At 54.1% G+C, this 18,656-nt stretch carries 8 protein-coding genes; 2 read left to right on the top strand and 6 right to left on the bottom strand.

Annotated elements, in window-relative coordinates; translation table 11 throughout:
• Positions 1–229 precede the first annotated feature (229 nt).
• The gene (locus IG627_RS18115; RefSeq protein ID WP_193194267.1) at positions 230–4,993 is read left to right on the top strand and encodes a CapA family protein; all 4,764 of its coding nucleotides are present in this window, start codon (positions 230–232) and stop codon (positions 4,991–4,993) included.
• Here the strand turns inward: IG627_RS18115 and IG627_RS18110 are convergent.
• Together IG627_RS18110 and IG627_RS18105 are read right to left on the bottom strand one after the other, a co-directional pair.
• Positions 4,990–7,101 carry an ATP-grasp domain-containing protein gene (locus IG627_RS18110; protein ID WP_193194265.1) on the bottom strand — a complete coding sequence of 704 codons (2,112 nt, stop codon included), beginning with the start codon at positions 7,099–7,101 and terminating at the stop codon, positions 4,990–4,992. The genes IG627_RS18115 and IG627_RS18110 overlap by 4 nt on opposite strands.
• A gap of 12 nt (positions 7,102–7,113) precedes the next feature.
• Entirely contained in the window at positions 7,114–8,025 is a 912-nt protein-coding gene (locus IG627_RS18105; RefSeq protein ID WP_193194263.1) for a transglutaminase-like domain-containing protein, read from the bottom strand.
• Between the two features lie 732 nt (positions 8,026–8,757).
• Here IG627_RS18105 and IG627_RS18100 point away from each other — a divergent pair.
• Positions 8,758–10,524, top strand: coding sequence for a Mur ligase (locus tag IG627_RS18100; protein WP_193194261.1), 1,767 nt, complete (start codon positions 8,758–8,760; stop codon positions 10,522–10,524).
• 278 nt (positions 10,525–10,802) lie between these two features.
• Here the strand turns inward: IG627_RS18100 and IG627_RS18095 are convergent, their stop codons facing one another.
• From IG627_RS18095 to IG627_RS18080, 4 genes are all read right to left on the bottom strand, one after another.
• A complete protein-coding gene (locus IG627_RS18095) occupies positions 10,803–13,316 on the bottom strand; it encodes a CapA family protein (protein ID WP_193194259.1) in 2,514 nt (837 codons plus the stop codon).
• A 284-nt stretch (positions 13,317–13,600) separates the two neighbouring features.
• Positions 13,601–14,866, bottom strand: coding sequence for an HlyD family efflux transporter periplasmic adaptor subunit (locus IG627_RS18090; protein WP_193194321.1), 1,266 nt, complete (start codon positions 14,864–14,866; stop codon positions 13,601–13,603).
• Positions 14,866–17,067 carry a type I secretion system permease/ATPase gene (locus tag IG627_RS18085; protein ID WP_193194257.1) on the bottom strand — a complete coding sequence of 734 codons (2,202 nt, stop codon included), beginning with the start codon at positions 17,065–17,067 and terminating at the stop codon, positions 14,866–14,868. Before IG627_RS18085 ends, IG627_RS18090 begins: the two co-directional genes overlap by 1 nt.
• Positions 17,064–18,398: a TolC family outer membrane protein gene (locus IG627_RS18080; protein ID WP_319024606.1), complete on the bottom strand. Its 1,335-nt coding sequence runs from the start codon at positions 18,396–18,398 to the stop codon at positions 17,064–17,066. Before IG627_RS18080 ends, IG627_RS18085 begins: the two co-directional genes overlap by 4 nt.
• Between the last annotated feature and the right edge of the window lie 258 nt (positions 18,399–18,656).

Below are 18,656 nucleotides of genomic sequence, written 5' to 3'. Positions count from 1 at the left end.
ACTCTGGCGTCACCCACGGCTTTTTCCTCCGGGACATTCCCGGCTGCCGGCCACCCGCGAAAGAAGTCTCAACAGCCAGATTCGATTCAATAGCCCAATGTGCCGGTCATCGTGCTGCGCTGACCTGCCACTGAATGGCACCAGTGCCCTTTCGACCCTCACAGGCTTCTCGGTCGCAATGGACCGGGCTGCGAATCAGTTACATCAACCTTCAACAAGCAATAAGGCCATGTCACTTTCAAAACTGCTAATGCAAGCCCGCCCCGCGGTGGAACACGCACTGCGCGGTTTAGCACCGCCCTATACCCTCTTCTTTTCCGTCAGCGATGGAAGACAGAGGGCCAAGGTCCAGCATGTCACAGCGAAGGATTTCGCCGGCGCCTGGCAGGCCGCGGCCACCCTGGCGCGGCGGGCGGCCAATGCCGCGAAGATGGATGTCTGCTGGCTCAGGGTGGATTGGGTATTCGATTCAGAGGCGATGACCTGGAGAGATCTGAATCAACGCTTCAGTGCCACCAAGCGCGCCTACTTCCGCTATGGCATAGCCCTGGATCCGGAATACAAGTACGCCTTTCTGGAGCAGGAACTGAACGGCAACGCCATGATCTATGGCGGGAATAAAATCAGCCATGCGGTCTTCAATGAGAAGAACTTCAAGTCTTACGTGCGCAGGCGCTACAGCGCACAGCTGGAATTGGATTTCTCCGATGACAGGCCGGTATTTGTGCTGTCCACCGAGGGAATATTCTGCGACGGTTCGGGAAGTCCCGCACCCCTGTATGGCCCGGGGCGTAACGCCGGCCGCCGCGTGGTCGAGGAGCTGGACGAGGGCACGGTCACCAAACTGATCGAAACCAGTAGCGACTACCTGGCCAGCCAGGTCAAGCCAAGCGGGCGTTTTTACTACGGCTGGCACGCCTGCTTTGACAGGCATATAGATAGCTACAACACACTGCGCCACACCAGTAGCACCTACTCCATGCTGGAGGCCTGGGAGGTGACCGGCGACCAGAAGCTGAAGGCCGCCATCGACAGGTCACTGCAATACCTGACAGGAAAACTGATCAAGCGGGTCACGCTGGAGTCCGGTGAGAGGGCCGCCTTCCTGGTCGAGAGAAACGGCGAAATCAAACTCGGTGGCAACGCCGTGTGCCTGCTGGCGCTGGTGAAATTCAGCGAGCTGACCAAATCGGACCAGTATCTGGAGCTGATGGATCAGCTGGCCCTGGGCATCCAGTTTATGCAGGATCCGCACAGCGGCAAATTCATGCACGTACTGCAATTCCCTGAACTCACCCTCAAGGAAGAGTTCCGCATCGTCTACTACGACGGCGAGGCGGCGTTCGGCCTGATGCGCCTCTATGGCCTGACCCGCAATCCCCGCTGGCTGGCGACGGTGGAAAAGGCCTTCACCTACTTTATCGCTGCCAATCACTGGAAAGCCCACGACCACTGGTTGAGCTACTGCGTCAACGAACTGACCCTCTATCGCCCGGAGGAAAAGTACTACCAGTTCGGCATCAGGAACGTCGCCGACTACCTGGACTTCGTGGAAAACCGCATCACCACCTTCCCCACGCTGCTGGAGTTGATGATGGCGGCGCAGAAAATGGTGACCCGACTGCAGCGGGAAGAGCGCTTCCAGCACCTGCTGGTACAGCTCGACCTGGACTGGTTCTACCGCGCCCTGCACAAGCGCGCCAACTACCTGCTCAACGGCTACTTCTGGCCCGAGTTTGCGATGTTCTATCGCAATCCGCAGAGAATCGTCGGCAGCTTCTTTATCCGCCACCACGCCTTCCGCGTGCGCATCGACGACGTGGAGCACTACCTGTCCGGCTTTGTGGCCTACCGCAATTACCTGCGCAATGGCGGCCAGGTCGCCGCGCCTGCCAACCTGGTGGACGAAACCCTGCACCCCATTCTGCCACCAACCGAGGCGCCGGTGGTCGCCTGGGGAGGCGATGTCAACCTGGGCCGCCGCCAGCACTACAGAACCGCCGAACTGGGTGAGGAAACCGTGCTGGGAAAAATCCCCGCCCTCAACAATGCCGATCTCAGTATCGTCAACCTGGAGTGTGTGGTGGCAACCGCCGGCGAACAGGGGGTGGAGAAGGGCGAGGCCTCGCCCTACTACTACCGAGCCAGGCCGGAGATGCTGCGCCAGCTGGTCGCCGCCAGGGTAGACGTGGTCACCACCGCCAACAACCACAGCGGTGACTACGGTCCGCAGGCGTTACTGGAACAGCGGCAGTGGCTGGATACCGTCGGTATCGGCCACACCGGATCCGGGGCTAGTTTCGACGAGGCCCTGACTCCGGTAATCAGACCGGCCGGTCCACTGAACGTGGCCATCTTCTCACTGGATGCCACCCAACACCACTTCGCCGCCTTTGAAAATACCGGAGGCTGCGCCCACCTGTCCCTGTCGGATCCCCGTGCCTGGATGGCACAGCTGGCGCCCCGGGTTCAGGCAGCCCGGCAACGGGCCCAGATCGTCCTGGTGGCCGTGCACTGGGGCCCCAACCTGGAGCGTCACCCGGGCCAGCAGGAGATAGCAGTCGGCCAGGCGATCATCGATGCCGGCGCCGATGCGGTGCTCGGAACCAGCGCACACCTGTTACAGGGAATCGAAGTCTACCGCCAGCGACCCATCATTCACGACGCCGGCGACCTCCTGTTTGATTCAGTGCGGCACTCTCTTGGCGACAGCGGCGTTTTCCGGTTGGAGCTCAGCGCCAGGGGTGTGGAGAGAGTCACTTTTGTTCCGGCAGGTGTCGGCTTCGGGTTCAGCCGTCAGCTGACCGGTCGCAAGGCCATCGAGGCCAGCCGCCGCTACGCAGAGCTCTGCGTGAAACTCGGCACGGACATGAAACTACTGGAGGATGGCAGCGGCTCCATCGCACTGAGCCCTCCAGACCGCCCGGTGCTCGATTGCCCGCTGGCGCATAAGACCCAGTACAATCTCACGGCACTGATGCAGAAAGAGCGTCCGACCAATCCGGCCTGGCGGGTAGACTCGGTGCCTGAAGATGCCAGGATTGCGCCGCTGAGGATTGGCCCACTCACGCTGCTGGGTGTGCGACTGCAGCCGCGGGATGTGAAGTCGCGGCAGCTGCTCTGGGTGGAATCCTTCTGGACCACGGAACGAGTGCCGGACCAGGACTACCGCTTAGACTTCCGCGCAATACCCACCCGGCAGACCTCCATGCCCTACTGGGGAAAATCCATGGACCACGATCCCTGCGACTGGCAGATGCCCACCAGCCGCTGGCGCCCGGGCGTCATCTACCGGGACTTCTACGGCCTAAGGCCGCCAGCATCGAAAACTTTTATCAGGGCCGATCTGCAACTGCATATTGGACTCGTCTCCAGCCGCGACCGAATAAAACCCATTCCGCTCGACGGGTTTGTGGTGCACCTGGATGTCCCGCCCAAGGCTGATACAGGTCTCCGGAAACAAATACCGGTTTACCAGACAGAATTTTCCGAACTGGTGCACGAGCACTACCCGGGCCAGACATGGAATGCCGAGCAGCTGGTATCAGTGACCGGCGGCAAATGGCTGGTGCCGCCCCCGGAGGGCTGGTTCGTGCGCAGCGTCGTGTCCGGCAAGGGTTTCATTCCCCAATCGCTCGACCCGGTCATGTTCGTCGCCCACAGTAACCTGGACAGGGCCTACCACGAGCAGAGCACCACCTCAGCCTGGCCCAGCGAGTGGGACCTGCACAGCAAGCTGCCGGAATTCGCCGATACCATCGCCGGTGCGATTGTCGCCAGGCCGATCCCCGGTCTGCCGCCGGCGCTACCGGTCCTGCAGGTGGAAGATCCCATCAAGGCGATTATCGAACTGGGGCTGGCCGCGCGCAGCCGCTTCACCGGCGACGTCATCGCGATCACCGGTACCGCCGGAAAGTCCAGCACCCTTAAAATGCTCGGGCAAATGCTCGGCGGCCGGGAAAAGGTACTGACGAGCCTCGGCAACTACAACTCCCGGGTCGGCGCCCCGACCATGCTGGCCAGCCTGAGCAGGGACCACGAGGCGGCGGTCATCGAGGTGGCGCAGAGCGCCCTGTGGATGAAACGCGGCCCGATAACGCGGAAGATCAAACCCACGATTGCACTGATCACCGAGCTTGGCGTGTCCCAGACCACCAAGCGCGTAAAAACCGTACGGGATACCGCAAAGTGGAAGTCTCGGATCTTCGACGGCCTCACTGGGGCGGCAGTGGCGATAATCGGCGAACACCTGCAGTGTTTCGACTATGTGCTCGAGCAGGCCAGCAAGCATGCGAACCGTGTCATCGTCTTCGGTACCAGTGAAGACGCGGAAGTGCAGATAATCGATATTCGCGGCGACGAGGACGGCAGCTGGGTGACTCTGCGAACGCCGCAAGTGCAATTACAACTACGCGTGCCTGCCCCAAGCACCGGCATGGTGTACAACGCAGTGGCCGCTCTCTGCGCCGTCTATGCCATGGGTCTCGACCTTGTCACTGCCGCGGAGACACTGGACCAGCTGGAGCTGGATGAGGGGCACCTGCACCGCAGCCACCTGGACCTGGGCGGGCGGTCACTGAGGGTGATCGACGACAGCTGGAATGCGACCATCAGCTCCATGCTGAACGCCTTCTCGCTATTCGAGCAGACAAAGGTCGGCGAGGGCGGGCGCAAGATTGCCGTGCTCGGCCGTATAGTGCAGCTCGGCGACCAGTCCCAGGCACTGCACGAGAGCCTCGCCGAACCGCTGCTCGCCAGCGGTGCGGACTGGGTGGTAACACACGGGGACGACATGCAGTACCTGCGCGCGGTCCTGCCGGAAAGGGTACTGGGCCCGCACTTCTCCACTGCAGCGGAACTCGTCAGTTATTTGGCGGAGAACGCCGGTCAGTCCGACCTGGTACTGATCAAAGGCTCCCGGCGGGATTCGGATTTCGGCTCGGTATCCAGACTGTTGTTCGAAGAGGCGCAGAAAAGCGGTAGCTACGTCTAGGGAGCCTCTGTTTGGTCGCGGATCTCAAACCCCTCATATCCGGCAAGTGGCAATGATTCCACATGCACGTCGAAGGTGGAGGATCCGTCATTGCCGACCGAGCAGAGCGAAAGTAAGGACGACAATGCCACGGGAGTACCCTGGGCTGCGATTTCAACAGACTTCTTCGATACAGCGCGCAGTTCCCCGACAATCCCCCTTTCACAGGCATGTATCCTTATCCGCCTCCGATAAGCACCATTGACACCGTCTCCCTCTACGGTGATACAAAAGTGCATAAGCGGTGTACGTTCGTCAATCACGCGGGGAAACAGGGCCGCCAGCAGTGCGCCGGCCACGTCTCTGCCCTTGCCGAATACGGGAAAGTGATGCCATCCCAATGCCGGATTGGAGACGACATCCGTCACCATCCAGGCCTGCTCAGTCGCCGGTGCCGAAATGTCTTTTGCAATGATATCCACCCCGGCCAGAAATGGACCGAATAGCGCATCTACTGCACCGACCGCGATACGGGAGAAATCTACATGGATGCTTTCACTGACATCACTGGTCACCTCGCCAAACAGCATAGCCGCACCAGAAAGGCCAGATTCATCGCCGGTTTCCGGTGCTTTCCGCGATCTCTCCAGGCCTGCCACCAGATGGCCACCAATGACCAGCAGTCGATAGCGGACAGGGCTCTCATCCGCGAAATGCTCCGTCGCAGCAATATTTCCCAGGGATGAGTTCACTCCCGCCTTCTCCAACAGTCCGGCCCGCAAGTCATTGTGAACGCAGGCGCGACGTGCTCCCTGGAGCACATTGTCGGGCATGGCGCGGTGAAACAGCCTAAACTCCTCACCGCACTCGACAGACGCAACCGAGCCGCTGATTTCCGAGAACTTGAGATTGAGCCTGCTGGCAGCGTGCCTTATCAGTGCCTTCTGGCCAGCAAGACGTTTTCTGACTTTCAGATCACGGAATTCGCAATCCCACTGCGCCGCAACAGAAAGTACCTTCCTTTCCGGTAAATTGCTGTCATGCCAGGCGGGGAAACACGGGGCTGGACCGCCCTCAGCAAGGAGGTGATTCAGCAATAACTCGGGAAGGTCCACCGCGTTTCCGTAGTTTGGAAACACTGGCGCGGAGGTAGCAGAATTCGTATTGACCTCAATAATAAAGGGAGTGCAGTTTTCCGGCTTATCGTAGGCCGGAACCATCACATCCACACCCACATGATAAACACCTGGAAATGCTTTGGCCGCCCTCTCAGCCATCCTTAAGATGGCGGGGTCCAAGTGCTCGATAAGCTGGATACCTTCTCCCCCAACGGACACGTTGGCCACACCAGATAGCCAGACGCGCTCCCCCGCCGCAGGGACCTCTTCCATAGATACCCCCTTCAACTCAAGCAGGTCAAATCGCTTGATATACTCAGACATCAGTAAGTGTGCGGGATTTCCCTTCCGTCTCTCATTTTTCCTATCCACAAGCGATTTTATCGTACTGGAACCGTCCCCGACGACATTGGCGGGAATTCTGAAACAGGCAGAGACAGCTTGGCCACCAATGACATTGACGCGAATATCACAACCGGGAAGGTGTTTCTCGACAATAACCTCTGACGACTTGTTCTTGGCGGTATCCCAAGCCAGCCTAAAGGTGGCCTCATCTATCACACCGGTGGTGATCCCTCTACCATGGCTTCCACGGACCGGTTTTACGACAACGGGCCCGCTCATCGACTCAAAATACCTGAGTGCTTTGCGGTAGCTTTCAAAAACCTCACCCGGCGGGACAGGAACTTCATTCCGGGATAATATCTCTTTAGTGACATGCTTCAACTGCGCACAGAATCTGTAAACCTCCGACACCATCGCAGATGTCTGACAAAAAAGGATACTTCTGCGCCCATTGGACACACTATAAATGTCCGATCGATAAAACTTGACATACAAGCCAAGTTCCAATGCCTTCTCCGTAATCAGGAGCTGATCAATATCCCCCTTCTTCTTCAAAAATGGAGACCCAGAAAAGTCGTTTTCACTTTTGAGAAGATCACTCTCCAGCAATTTATCCTGGGAGAATCCTCCTGCAAACAAACCGCTATCCTTTAGCGCAATCTCCATATACAACCTTCCCTATTTCAGCTTCCACCGCACTTTTACATCAACACTATTCCGCGCGCTGCCCAATGATCTGGGCCAGAGATTCGCCCAAACCCAGGAAAAATCCCGGCTTATAATCACTTTTTTGGCCGTTCCAACGCCAAATCCGTAACCATACTTCCGGTCCAAGGCCAGGTTAGGATCTACCGGGATCCAACTGCCATTCAAGTAAACTTCGGCCGAGTGATGGTTCGGCTGTCGAAATTCCGTTCTCGAGACAAACAGGAATTCAGTGGTCATCCTGGCTGGATATCCCATAGCTCTCGCCAAGGCGACAAAAAGAGCGGCAAACTCTGTGCAGTCTCCTTTTCCGTGCTCAATCGCCGAGAGCGCCCCCTGCGTGGACTGCACCTGATAATCAATCATTTGCTGCGGGACAAGGAAAGCGGCCCGCAGCCGCTCCTCGTCCGTCTCGTAGGTACTCTCTATTTGTGCGGCCAACCGCTTGACCGCACTCGAGTCCGACTCGATATACTTTGCGGGCTGCAGGTAGTTCTCAGTGGTCATTGGAGCAACTGCGCGATTCCCTGACCTGTAGTCGTAGGGGGACAACTCCAGGTCAAAGTGCACCTTCCGGGTCGAAACCGATTCAGCCGGAATATTCCAACGAAGCTCCAGGTAGTCGCTATCTCCACGCCTGCGCCTCTTTCGTATGATGCTTTCCGGATGTTCGTATCTTATCCCCACCAGTTTTTGTTGGAGATGCCCGGCAACCGGCACGGACAGCCTGTGTACATACCTACCTATGTCCCGATCCGAATGGTTGATTACAGTGATCTCGGCCGTAAGGGTTACCAACTGCACCTCACTGGCGAAGCCCACGGACGCCCCCAGCCAGTCAAGCAGGACGATCAGGGTTGAAACCAGGCCCCTGTGGATTTTCATTTCATGTCCCAATGCAGGCATCGCCACCATCGATCCGTCATTGCCTCACTTGTGTAATTGAGAGACTTTACGAGGCAGTCGGGCACGGCTTTCTTCAGCTCCCGGAATACCATGACCCCGGACAGATCAAACTGGATTCCGACGGGTGATATAACGACTACATACTGCAATAGTGATAGACTGACGATATCAGTGCCTTCCGCAAGTCTTGTAGCAATCGATAGAGTTGCCGCCATAGAGAGAGAAACCATCCGTAGTCGATTTATTCGATTCCCCATTCTCATCTTTCGTTGACAACAGCTTAATTCACCATATCGCCCAAACTTTCCAGGATACCAAAATTATAGAAATTCGCCCTTCAGTCTAGTCCAACAAGAATCACCAGGCTTTGCGATCCGCCATTATTCGGCATCAATATCCTCTAGCAACTCCAGGATCGATGGCACCGTTGTGAGCCACAAATCCTGGATTTTCTCATCCGGGAATGTAAATATCACCGGTCCATCCTCTTACTCCTACTCCCGCAGTGTATCTCCGTCATCCTTAGCTTCCGGGGTCACTTGCAGACACCTCCGCAACCTCGGACAAACACACAGTCATGCTGACCGACAACATTCTGTTGCGGGTCTATACTCCAATTCGGCGACAGCCAAAACAAACGCGGGTCTATCACAACCCCATGGATGAAAGTGAACAGACGCCCAAGCCGGCGTCGAGAATGAATTACAAGCCATGTTCCTATCAAAGCTCATACTGCAAATACGGCCAGTTGTAGAAGAAGTAGTTTCCGCCCAAGCACCGCCCTACACCCTTTTTATATCCATTTGCGACGGAAAACGAAGGGCCAAGGTTCGACACGCTACTGCCGATGACTTTTCCACTGCCTGGCGATCGGCAGTATCCAAGGCTCGCAGAGCGGCGAAGGATGCCGAAATGGATGTTTGCTGGCTCAAGGTTGACTGGGTAACTGGCATTGAGGAAACGACGTGGCGCGAAATCAAGCGGAAGCTAACAACTCTCACCCCATGCTTCTTCCGCAATGGAATTGCACTGGACCGGGATCTCAAATTCGCATTCTTGGAGCAAGAGATCAACGGTAATGCCATGTTCTATGGCGGTAAAAAGATCGAACATGCAGCTATCAATGAAAGTAAATTCAAGGCATATGTCCGCCGGCGCTACCAAGAACAGCCCGAGGTGGATTTTTCAGATGAAAATCCAGTGTATGTCCTATCCACTAAAGGCTTCTTCACTAATGGATCAGCACCTCCAGTCCCTTTGCACGGATCGGGAAGAAATATCGGCCGTCGAAGAGTCAAGGAGATTGATGAAGTAACAGTAGCCAGGCTGATTCTAACCAGTAGCCAGTATCTAGCTAGACAAGTGCGGGCCAGCGGACAATTTCGCTATGGCCGACATGCCTGCTTTGACAGAAACATCAACCACTACAATGCCTTACGTCACGTCGGCAGTATATATGCAATGCTGGAGGCTTGGGAGCTAACCGGCGATCAGAAGTTGAAAGACGCCATCGATAGAGCTCTGGGGTACCTGACACGAAAGATAATAAAGCCAGTAACACTACCGTCCGGCCGAGAGGTATCTTATGTTGTAGATGGTGATGAGATAAAGCTGGGAGGCAACAGCATCTGCGTGCTTATGCTCGCAAAATACGTATCCCTTACCGGAAGCAAGGAATACGACCTTCTGATGGAGCGCATATCTCTCGGAATCGACTATTTACAGAATCCAGATACTGGAAAATTTGTACATGTATTGCGGTATCCGGATCTATCCTTGAAGGACGAGTTCAGGATAATCTACTTTGATGGAGAGGCCGCGTTTGGCCTCATGCGATTGTATGGAATCAGAAAGGATCCCCGCTGGCTGGCGATAGTTGAAAAAGCGTTCAAATACTTTATTTCTGCTGAGCACTGGAGGGCTCACGATCACTGGCTTAGCTACTGCGCAACCGAGATGATTCTATATCGGCCGGAAGAGAAGTATTACGAATTTGGCTTAAAAAACGCTACCGACTACCTGGATGCCATGGAAGGTCGCATCCCTGCTGTCCCGACACAGTTCGAACTGATGGTGGCCGCGGAGAAGATGGTTTACCTTCTGAAACGGGATAAAAACAGCGCACACTTACTTAAGAAGTTTGATCTGGATAGATTCTACGACGGTTTGCACAAGAGAGCCAACCACCTCCTTAACTCCTACATCTGGCCTGAATTTGCGATGTATTTTAAACGCCCACGCAATATAGTCGGCTCATTCTTTATACGACGCCACGGATTTCGTGTGCGCATAGACGACGTTCAGCATTATCTGTCAGGTCTAATTGGATACCTCTATTACCTTCTTCGCAACAGAACCCACAAAGCATCCAACAATCAAGTCGATGAAGATATCCTCGAACCCCGCCTGGATTTCGACTCAAAAACAATTGACAACGCCAAAGAGCATTTAAAATCGGCTCATAGCAGTACCGATTGAAAGACATATCGACAGGTGCAACTCGGTACACCACACAACCCGAGATTACGATCATTTTGACACAGAATCTATAATGATTTACCTTGTCAAGGACAATCATGCCGCGACAATATTTATCATCGCCATTCAATATAAGATCCTACTCCGGCACAGTTAGACACCTAAACGCACAAATTTCTTAACATTCAGGGCCATATTTTTTTACATTTTCACTCGGCAACCCCGAGATATCAACCTCCGAGTGCACCGCCAGGTTATCTCTGCTGGCCGCCCGCCCCCTAAGTATCTGTACCCATACCCACAGATTCTGCCGCGCCCCTAGAACTTTCAACAGATTCGAGTTTTATTGCGGAAGATATTTCAGAAAGTCCAATTCCGTTAGATGCCTTTAGAAGCAAAACATCGCCGTCACTCAACTCGTTTCTTAGCTTCTCATATACCCCAAGCACAGATGGGAAAATTCCACCTTTAATATTTTTGGGCAGGCGCGACCATATCTCTTCGACATGCTCTCCAACCAGAAAAACCTTATCCAGGTTTGAACTCAGTATTTTCTCAGCCATAGCCGCATGAATGCGCTTAGAAGAATCTCCCAGCTCCAGGATGTCTCCTATGATGGCAATTTTCCTACCCCCATGTGGAAGATGGTAGTTCTTCAATAGATCAAGACTCGCCGTCATCGACGCTGGATTTGCATTATAAGATTCATCAATGACCGTCAGCTGCTTTCGCTCCACATTAACCTGAAGTATTTCTCCGCGACCAATCAAAGGTCTGTACGATGAAAAGTAAGCAAGTGCTTCTTTCCATCCTTCAATGTTCAACCCAATCATAGTGGCGATTACAGCCAGACTATTGATCGCCATATGCCTACCAGGAGCCCCCATAACATAACTTACTTTCTCACCCAGTACGCTGGCTTCGATTGCATTACTTGAAAAATCAAATCCCTCCAACCTTACATCTGCGGCGTCGTTTTCTCCATAACTTATAAGCTTATACCCTTCTCTCTTTGCTCGATCCATTAGCAAATCAGCGTGAGGCGTATCGCTGTTTATCACTGCAACGCTGTCAGAAGGAGCTTGTGAGAATATTTCAGACTTGGTAACTGCAACACCCTCAAGATTCCCAAGATAGTCCAGATGAGCTTCAGAAATGGAGGTTACGACAGCAACATCCGGAGATAAGCTAAATTTTCTTCTTTTGAACCTGGCTAAACATGAAGCCGCAACTTCCATGATGGCATAATCATAATCATGATTTTTTGACATATGGCAAAGCACATTTGTGGCAACATTCTGGTTTATACCTGGTGAAAATATGTTCTTCTGCGTAAGGTATTCACGCATAACATGTGTTAGGATCGCCTTAGTCGTCGACTTTCCCGCAGAACCGGTGATACCAACAACCTTCCCCCTCGTTACATTATCTTTAATCAGCCCTGCTGCCTTATAGAGAAACTTAGTCGTATCATCAACAAAAATGCACTGCTTATCCAAAAGACACTTTTCCCCCCTCATACTCATTGGGGCTACAAACCTGTTTATTCCTCGGTGCTCACAACGTAAGATCAGCTCTTCTAACGAATCTGCCGCTTGTCCATACTTTTTCTTTATACTTTCTGAGAAACGGCTCCCCATTAGAATCATCCAGTATTTACTGTTAGTCTTTTGCACAGCATAAGCCAACCCCAAGAAACTGTCTTCATACGTCCCTTCGAAGTGGATCCTGCACTCCCCGCCTATCATTCTGATGAAATCTTGCAGTTTCATACCAATTCCTTGCTCGCGCATATTTTCTACCTCTGAGAGCAATGAACCATAGAGCTCTCCATTGTCTTCCTTGCACACACTGACATTAAAATTCGTTGCCCTGTTATCTGTTACAATCTTTGAAACCGAGAAATCCCCATTCGGACTTTCCCCCGCATTTCCGAGAATCAGCCTCGGAACCAAGCTATACGGCTCCGCCTTCTTTACGCGATAGCGCCCGGGGGAATTGAAGACAAAGTTCCCGATTGAGAAGAATACCTTCCCTCCGTTGTATGATCCCACTGTATCTGCCTTGTGGGATCCGTGTGCAACGATATGATCTGCGCCAGCGTCAATAATTTTTCGGCACCACTGCGCATGTGACTCACTTGTATCCTGGTAATCTATGCCTTGCCAATGCGGACAGACAATCACGATACTATCTGAATCCAGTGCTTTGACTTTCCGGATTCCGCGTATCATCCCGTTACTATTCGTGCTTGCAATACCAGGACTGTCTTTTCCGGCAAAGAATCCATACTTTATGTATCGCCTTGTTGCTCGCATCCCGTTGAAAACATAAACATTTTTTACCTGGCCTCCGAACTTCGCCTCAATGCGATAGGGCCTGCGCGCCTCCTCGAGGTTTATACCTGCGCCTATAGTCGCAATACCGTTGTGTTGCAATTTCTCAATCATGGACAACAACTTATCTGGCCCAAAATCCATTGTGTGGTTGTTGGCCAAGGTGACGGCCGTCACTCCCAGCTCCTTTAACACTTCGATGGTAACTTCTGGATCATCACAGCCAGGGTATTGCTTACCCTCTATCGGTTTACCAGGATCATGACTAAGCACGGTTTCCAGGTTGACTATCACTTCGTCGCTTTTCGCAAGAATGGGCAGGACGCCATCAAAGAAAGAAATCGGGTTATTCTGCAGGCGCTCATAGGCTTTGGGATACTTTTCCCTTGATCTATCGAGATAGTAGTATCCTAAGCTGGTATCGCCACAGAATGTGATCTCAAACGACTCAGCCATAACTGTTCTCCTTCCGCCTATTCCTTTTTCCCGCCTGCCTCAATCGTCTCCGCTTAAGGCTTTGCCAATATCACCTAAACACCCATAACATAGAAAGAACCAAGTAGCCGTATTATCCCGCGGGGAAGAGCGAGGCTGAGCAGCGGGAGCAAGAACATTGTGGTCCGCTCCTCGTCGTACAGACAAAAGCGCTCTGAACCGAAACTTCATCGCCGCACCGCCGATTCTGTCAGCGAGGTCGGGAGCAGTCTTCAGCAGCAGCAAATTTCCGGCCTCGGAATTGGCTATCTTTCTCTGAGTGACTCCCTCGCCTGGTTTACAGGCTTGATCAGGTAATCAAATACAGTCTTGCTTCCGGTCTTGATATCTACCGTAGCAATCATGCCCGGGGTGATGGGGAACTCGCCTCCGGCATCGTTCGTCAGTGCATCGGAATCTGTAAGGATAAAAACCCGGTAGTAGTATTCTTCCGGTTTGATTTCATCCTGAATCGTGTCCGGGGAGATAGTAGTCACCCGGCCATCGAGACCGCCGAAAGTCGCATAGTCGTATGCAGTTATTTTGACCATGGCTTCCTGTCCAGGGTGAATAAAGGCGATATCCCGTGGCGATATGCGTGCCTCAATCAGCAACTGGTCATTTAGGGGAACAATTTCCATCAGTCTGCCGTTGGGCGGAATGACCCCACCGATGGTCGTTACTGCGATATCCTTTACAATACCGCGCACGGGTGAGCGGTGCGTCAAGCGTGTAAGGGAGTCGGAGCGCCCCTCCAACACTGAGGACAAAGCCTCGACTTCCGCACTGACCATCGCCAACTGTTCCCGAGCCTGTATCATATACTCGGAGCGCGACTCACGGATTTTCAGCTCCAGTTCCGATTTCTCCCGGCTCAGGCGCAATACATCCACATTACTCGCAGCACCGGAACTCACCAGCGACTTGGTGATCGAAAGCTCACTCTCTACCAGCCGCAGGGACTCCCCCAACCCCCCCAAGGTTTCCGCAAGGCTGCTTTTTCGGGTTTTGAACAACCTTCTTTCCTTTTCCCTGAGCTCCCCGTAAGCTTCCAGTTTTTCGGGAAACGTCAGTGGCGTACCGTTGACCTCTGCTGTCAGCCTGACCATACGGGCCAGTCCCGCCCGGTATCTGGCAGCAGTCTCCTCCGCATCGGAGCGGAATTGTGTCGGGTCCAGCTGGGCCAGAACCTGGCCTCGCTCTACGATATCCCCCTCACTGACTTCCAGGCTCAAGAGAATTCCCCCTTCGAGGGACTGGATGACCTGGGCGCGGGATGTGGGAATAACCTTACCGCTGCCGGTAGTGACCTCATCGAGCAGAGCAAAATAAGACCAGGTGATCAGTGCCGCTATCAGCAGGAAAAAAATCCATACCACTCGGGTAGAGCGGACAACCGTGGCCTCGTCCACCTCATCACTGTAGTGCTGTTCCGCGCTGTGATAATCCGCTTCGAGTAGCGGAATGGAACCCGGCCGCTTGCGTCCGGCAGCCTGTGGACGGTATTTGTTGTCAGTAGCACTGCTCTCCATCACGACACCTGCTCGCGTTTCCTCGACTCGCGACTGACTGTCTTGGATATTTTTTCAATAGCCTTTTCCTTGGTGTCATCTATTATTATTTTTCCGTTGTCCACCACCAGTACCCGATCGACCAGGCTGAGCGTACTTGCGCGGTGGGTTGCCAGCACCAAGGTGCGCTCCTTGCTCCACTCATCCAGGCTCCGGATAAAGCGGCGCTCGGTCGCCTCGTCCAATGAGGCGGTAGGCTCATCCAGCAAGATAACATTTGGCTGGCGGATAAAGAGGCGCGACAGCAGTAGCGACTGCCGCTGTCCGCCAGAAAGGCCCAGACCACCTTCCAATACCATATGATCCAGCCCCTTGGGGAACTTCTGCACAAATTCCAGAGCACCACTCAGTTGAAGCGCCCAGAGAATTTCCTCGTCCGTAGCGTGCGGTGCGCCAATAATAAGATTATCCCGAAGCGTGCCGTGAAAAAGCGCGGAATTCTGGCTGAGCAGGCCAATATCCCGGCGGATATCTGCCGGATCTATATGCGTCATACTGATGTCGTCCAGGATCACCCGGCCGGCGCTCGATTCCAGGCAGCCGGCCAGGGCCTGCAACAGGGTCGATTTTCCCGCACCATTCCTACCGAGCACGGCGATGCGCTCCCCGGGAGAGATCGACAATTCCGCAACCGTTAGTACGGGTTCGGCAGCGTCATCGCCGTACTGGAAGGTCGCATCCCTGAAATAGTATTTTCCGTGAATCACAGACCTGTGTACCCGTTTGCTTCCCTCTGGGTGATCCACCGGCAATTGCATTATCTTATCCAGGCTCTTGAGCGCTACTTTGGCTTGTTGCCAGCGGCTCAAGACCTGAGTGATTTGGCCCATGGGCGACATCATGCGCGAACCGAGCAAAGAGGCGGCCACCAGGGAGCCTGTGGTCAAATCCCCGGAGATAACCATGGGTGCACCGAACAAGATAATGACCGCAAAGACGGAAGACTGAACATTGTGTGTCCAGGTCGATAACAGATTGACCAGATAACGCAACTTCAAATTGGAGTCCGCTGTTACTGCATTGAAGTGATTCCATTGGCGTTGAAAGCGCTGTTCGGCCTGCAGTGTCTTGATATCCTCCAACCCCTGAATCGTCTCCACCAACATGGCATTGCGCAGGGAGGATTCGCGAATCGACTCATGTGCCAGCCTTTCAAGCTTTCCCTGGGCCAGCAGTGCGGGTACCAACAACAGTAATACACCGCCTATCGGAATCCATACCAGGGGTCCAGCCAGGACCCACATCACTAACAGGAACAACAGGAAAAATGGTATGTCCGCCAACGCCAACACGGTTGTGGAAGTGACCAGCTCCCGAACCCGCTCGAGTTCACGAATCTGGGAAATAAAAGTTCCAGTAGACTTAGGCCTGGCTGAATTGCGCAGACGAACCGCGTGTCCGAATACCATATCGGAAACGCGGATATCTGCGCGCTTTCCCAACAGGTCGGTGATCCGAACCCGCATCATGCGCATGATGAAGCCGAATACTACGGCCAGTAAGACACCACTGAATAGAACATAAAGAGTCGACATGGAATCCGCTGGTATCACGCGGTCGTAGACCTGCCTGGCAAATAGGATTCCGGCGAGCCCCAAAATATTGGCAACCGTAGTGGCTATCATAACGTGCCCGTACGGCTTCAGGTCCCGCAAGATGATCTTTCGAAACCAGTGCCTATTGTCGGGCTTTATGTAGTCATCTACCCGCGCATCCTCCACTGAACGGGCGGGGCGGAGGATGGCAACCCGGGCGATCTCTTCGACAATAGCCTTGAAGTCACTGCTGCTTTGCAGACCCTGATCGCCACTGTAGTTGATACCCACACTGCCATCACTGGCGACAGTTTCGATAACGCCTATCTGCCCATCCCAGAATTGCACAACCAGGGGCAGGCGCCAGGGGGTAAGGAGCGAGTCCTCGAAAGAAGAAAACTTCACTGTAAGGCCTGCCTGCCTGGCCATGTGCCTGAGGATATTCTCGGTAGACTCCTCCCTGCCCCAGTGCGCGGCGATGCGTACATTCTCGGCAGAAAATTCCAGACGATAGTGCTTGGCAACCGTCAGTATCGCGTCCAACCAGGGGGTAAAGTCGGCACGGTTTTCTGAATCCGCCTGCGGCTGAATTTCGGCATCCGCACCCGAAATCTCGAGCTCGCTCATGGCATTACCTCCAGCCCCTGTATTTCCCGCCCCTCCAGCTGAAACGCAACTCTGATTTCTCCGGCGCTGTACAGGCAATCGATCTGCAAGCGAATCAAGTCGTAGCGGGTATCGTCTATTTCTACGCGGGCCTGGTGCAGCTCCTGCTCGGCATTGAGAAGGTCCAGCAGGGTTCGTGTTCCGAGGGAAAAATACTGCTTGCTATATAGGTCACGGGTTTCGAAAATAGCGCGCTTGCGGGCTTCGAGAATCGAGAGGCTCCGAGTCAAGCCATCGGCCTCCTCCTGGCTGGCACGGAAATCACGTACAACCGACAGGCGTGCAGCATCTACAGCCGCTTCCGCCGATCCCAATGCATAAGCCGAAGACTGCCTGTTGGCCGAGAGCCTTCCACCCTGGTATATGGGCATCGACAGATTCAGGAATACGGAACTCTCGTGATCGTTGAGGGAATTGGCGTCGACATAATCCGGATCCAGATAGTTGTTGACACTTGCATCCAGTGAAAGGGTTGGCCAGGATTTGGCTTTTGCATTTTTTACCTGCGCCAAAGCCTCCGCATAGGAAGATTGTGCGACCAGTAAGTCGGGCACCGAGGAAAAATCAGGGCTATCCTCCCGGCAGGCCGTGGTAACTGGCTCGGGTACATCCATTGCCAGTGCAACGCGGGAGTGGGTGCCCATCAGATTCTGCAAGATGCTGCGCTGCCGGTTGAGCTGCCCCAAAACCCGCAGCTTCGTGGCGCGGGCTGCCTCAATTCTGGACTGAGCCTGAAGTACATCTGAGCGCGAACTCGCGCCCTTGTCCCGGCGCATTTGAACCAGGGAAGCGATGGCAGACAAACCTTCGATCTGCTCTTCGGATGTTTTCAGACGTGCCTGGTAGCGCTGAACCTCAACAGCCGCTCTCGCAGTATCACGGGCCACTGTGTCGATGGACTTTAGCACCTCGGCCTGGGATTTTCTCTCACGGGCAGTGGCCAGATCGACGTCGCTGGATACCTTGCCGAAGTCATAGATCAATTGAGATACGTAGACTTGTATCGCGTGTCCGTGACCATCCCCATTATTCTCGGTATCCTGTCCGGCGATCAGGTTGACACCCAACTCAGGAAAGTAACCCGCCCGAGCCGCGCGCACGTTCTCTTGGCGCTCATTCATTGAACCGATGGTTTCGGAAATACCGGGGTGCCATCCCACAGCCTGGAGAACTGCCTCGACAATCCCTATTTCAGTGGAGGGAGACTGTCCCCGACTTCCGTTGTAAATCCGGGCCCGAGGATCAACACCTTCCGACCACAGGGAAGCTTCCAGTTCTCTTTCGCTGATCACACCCGGCTCCGCTGAATCCTCTGCCCTGGATTGATATATACACAAGAACAGCGGCGTGCTCAGCGCAACCATCCATAGCCTCTTTATTAAATCCACTATGTCTCACTTGATTCCGATAGCCACTTTTATGCATCGCCCTTCCTTCATGTGAGAGGAGGTAGATCGGTGCCATTTATTAAATTGCGACTTTCATTCTAGCCAAAAAAAAGCAAAGGGGCGTGCGGGCGGGGGGCTTTTGTGGTTGGGGAACTTCCTCTG

It is taken from the genome of Microbulbifer taiwanensis (assembly GCF_014904815.1).
GTDB classification, from domain to species: Bacteria; Pseudomonadota; Gammaproteobacteria; order Pseudomonadales; family Cellvibrionaceae; genus Microbulbifer; species Microbulbifer taiwanensis.
The sequence above is the reverse complement of the archived record's forward strand: the minus strand, read 5'-3'. Positions and strand labels throughout refer to the sequence as shown.

Bases quoted from the DNA above. Each gene is read 5' to 3' on its own strand.
- IG627_RS18115 (WP_193194267.1), top strand. From the start codon at position 230: ATGTCACTTTCAAAACTGCTAATGCAAGCCCGCCCCGCGGTGGAACAC.
- IG627_RS18110 (WP_193194265.1), bottom strand. From the start codon at position 7,101: ATGGAGATTGCGCTAAAGGATAGCGGTTTGTTTGCAGGAGGATTCTCC.
- IG627_RS18105 (WP_193194263.1), bottom strand. From the start codon at position 8,025: ATGAAAATCCACAGGGGCCTGGTTTCAACCCTGATCGTCCTGCTTGAC.
- IG627_RS18100 (WP_193194261.1), top strand. From the start codon at position 8,758: ATGTTCCTATCAAAGCTCATACTGCAAATACGGCCAGTTGTAGAAGAA.
- IG627_RS18095 (WP_193194259.1), bottom strand. From the start codon at position 13,316: ATGGCTGAGTCGTTTGAGATCACATTCTGTGGCGATACCAGCTTAGGA.
- IG627_RS18090 (WP_193194321.1), bottom strand. From the start codon at position 14,866: ATGGAGAGCAGTGCTACTGACAACAAATACCGTCCACAGGCTGCCGGA.
- IG627_RS18085 (WP_193194257.1), bottom strand. From the start codon at position 17,067: ATGAGCGAGCTCGAGATTTCGGGTGCGGATGCCGAAATTCAGCCGCAG.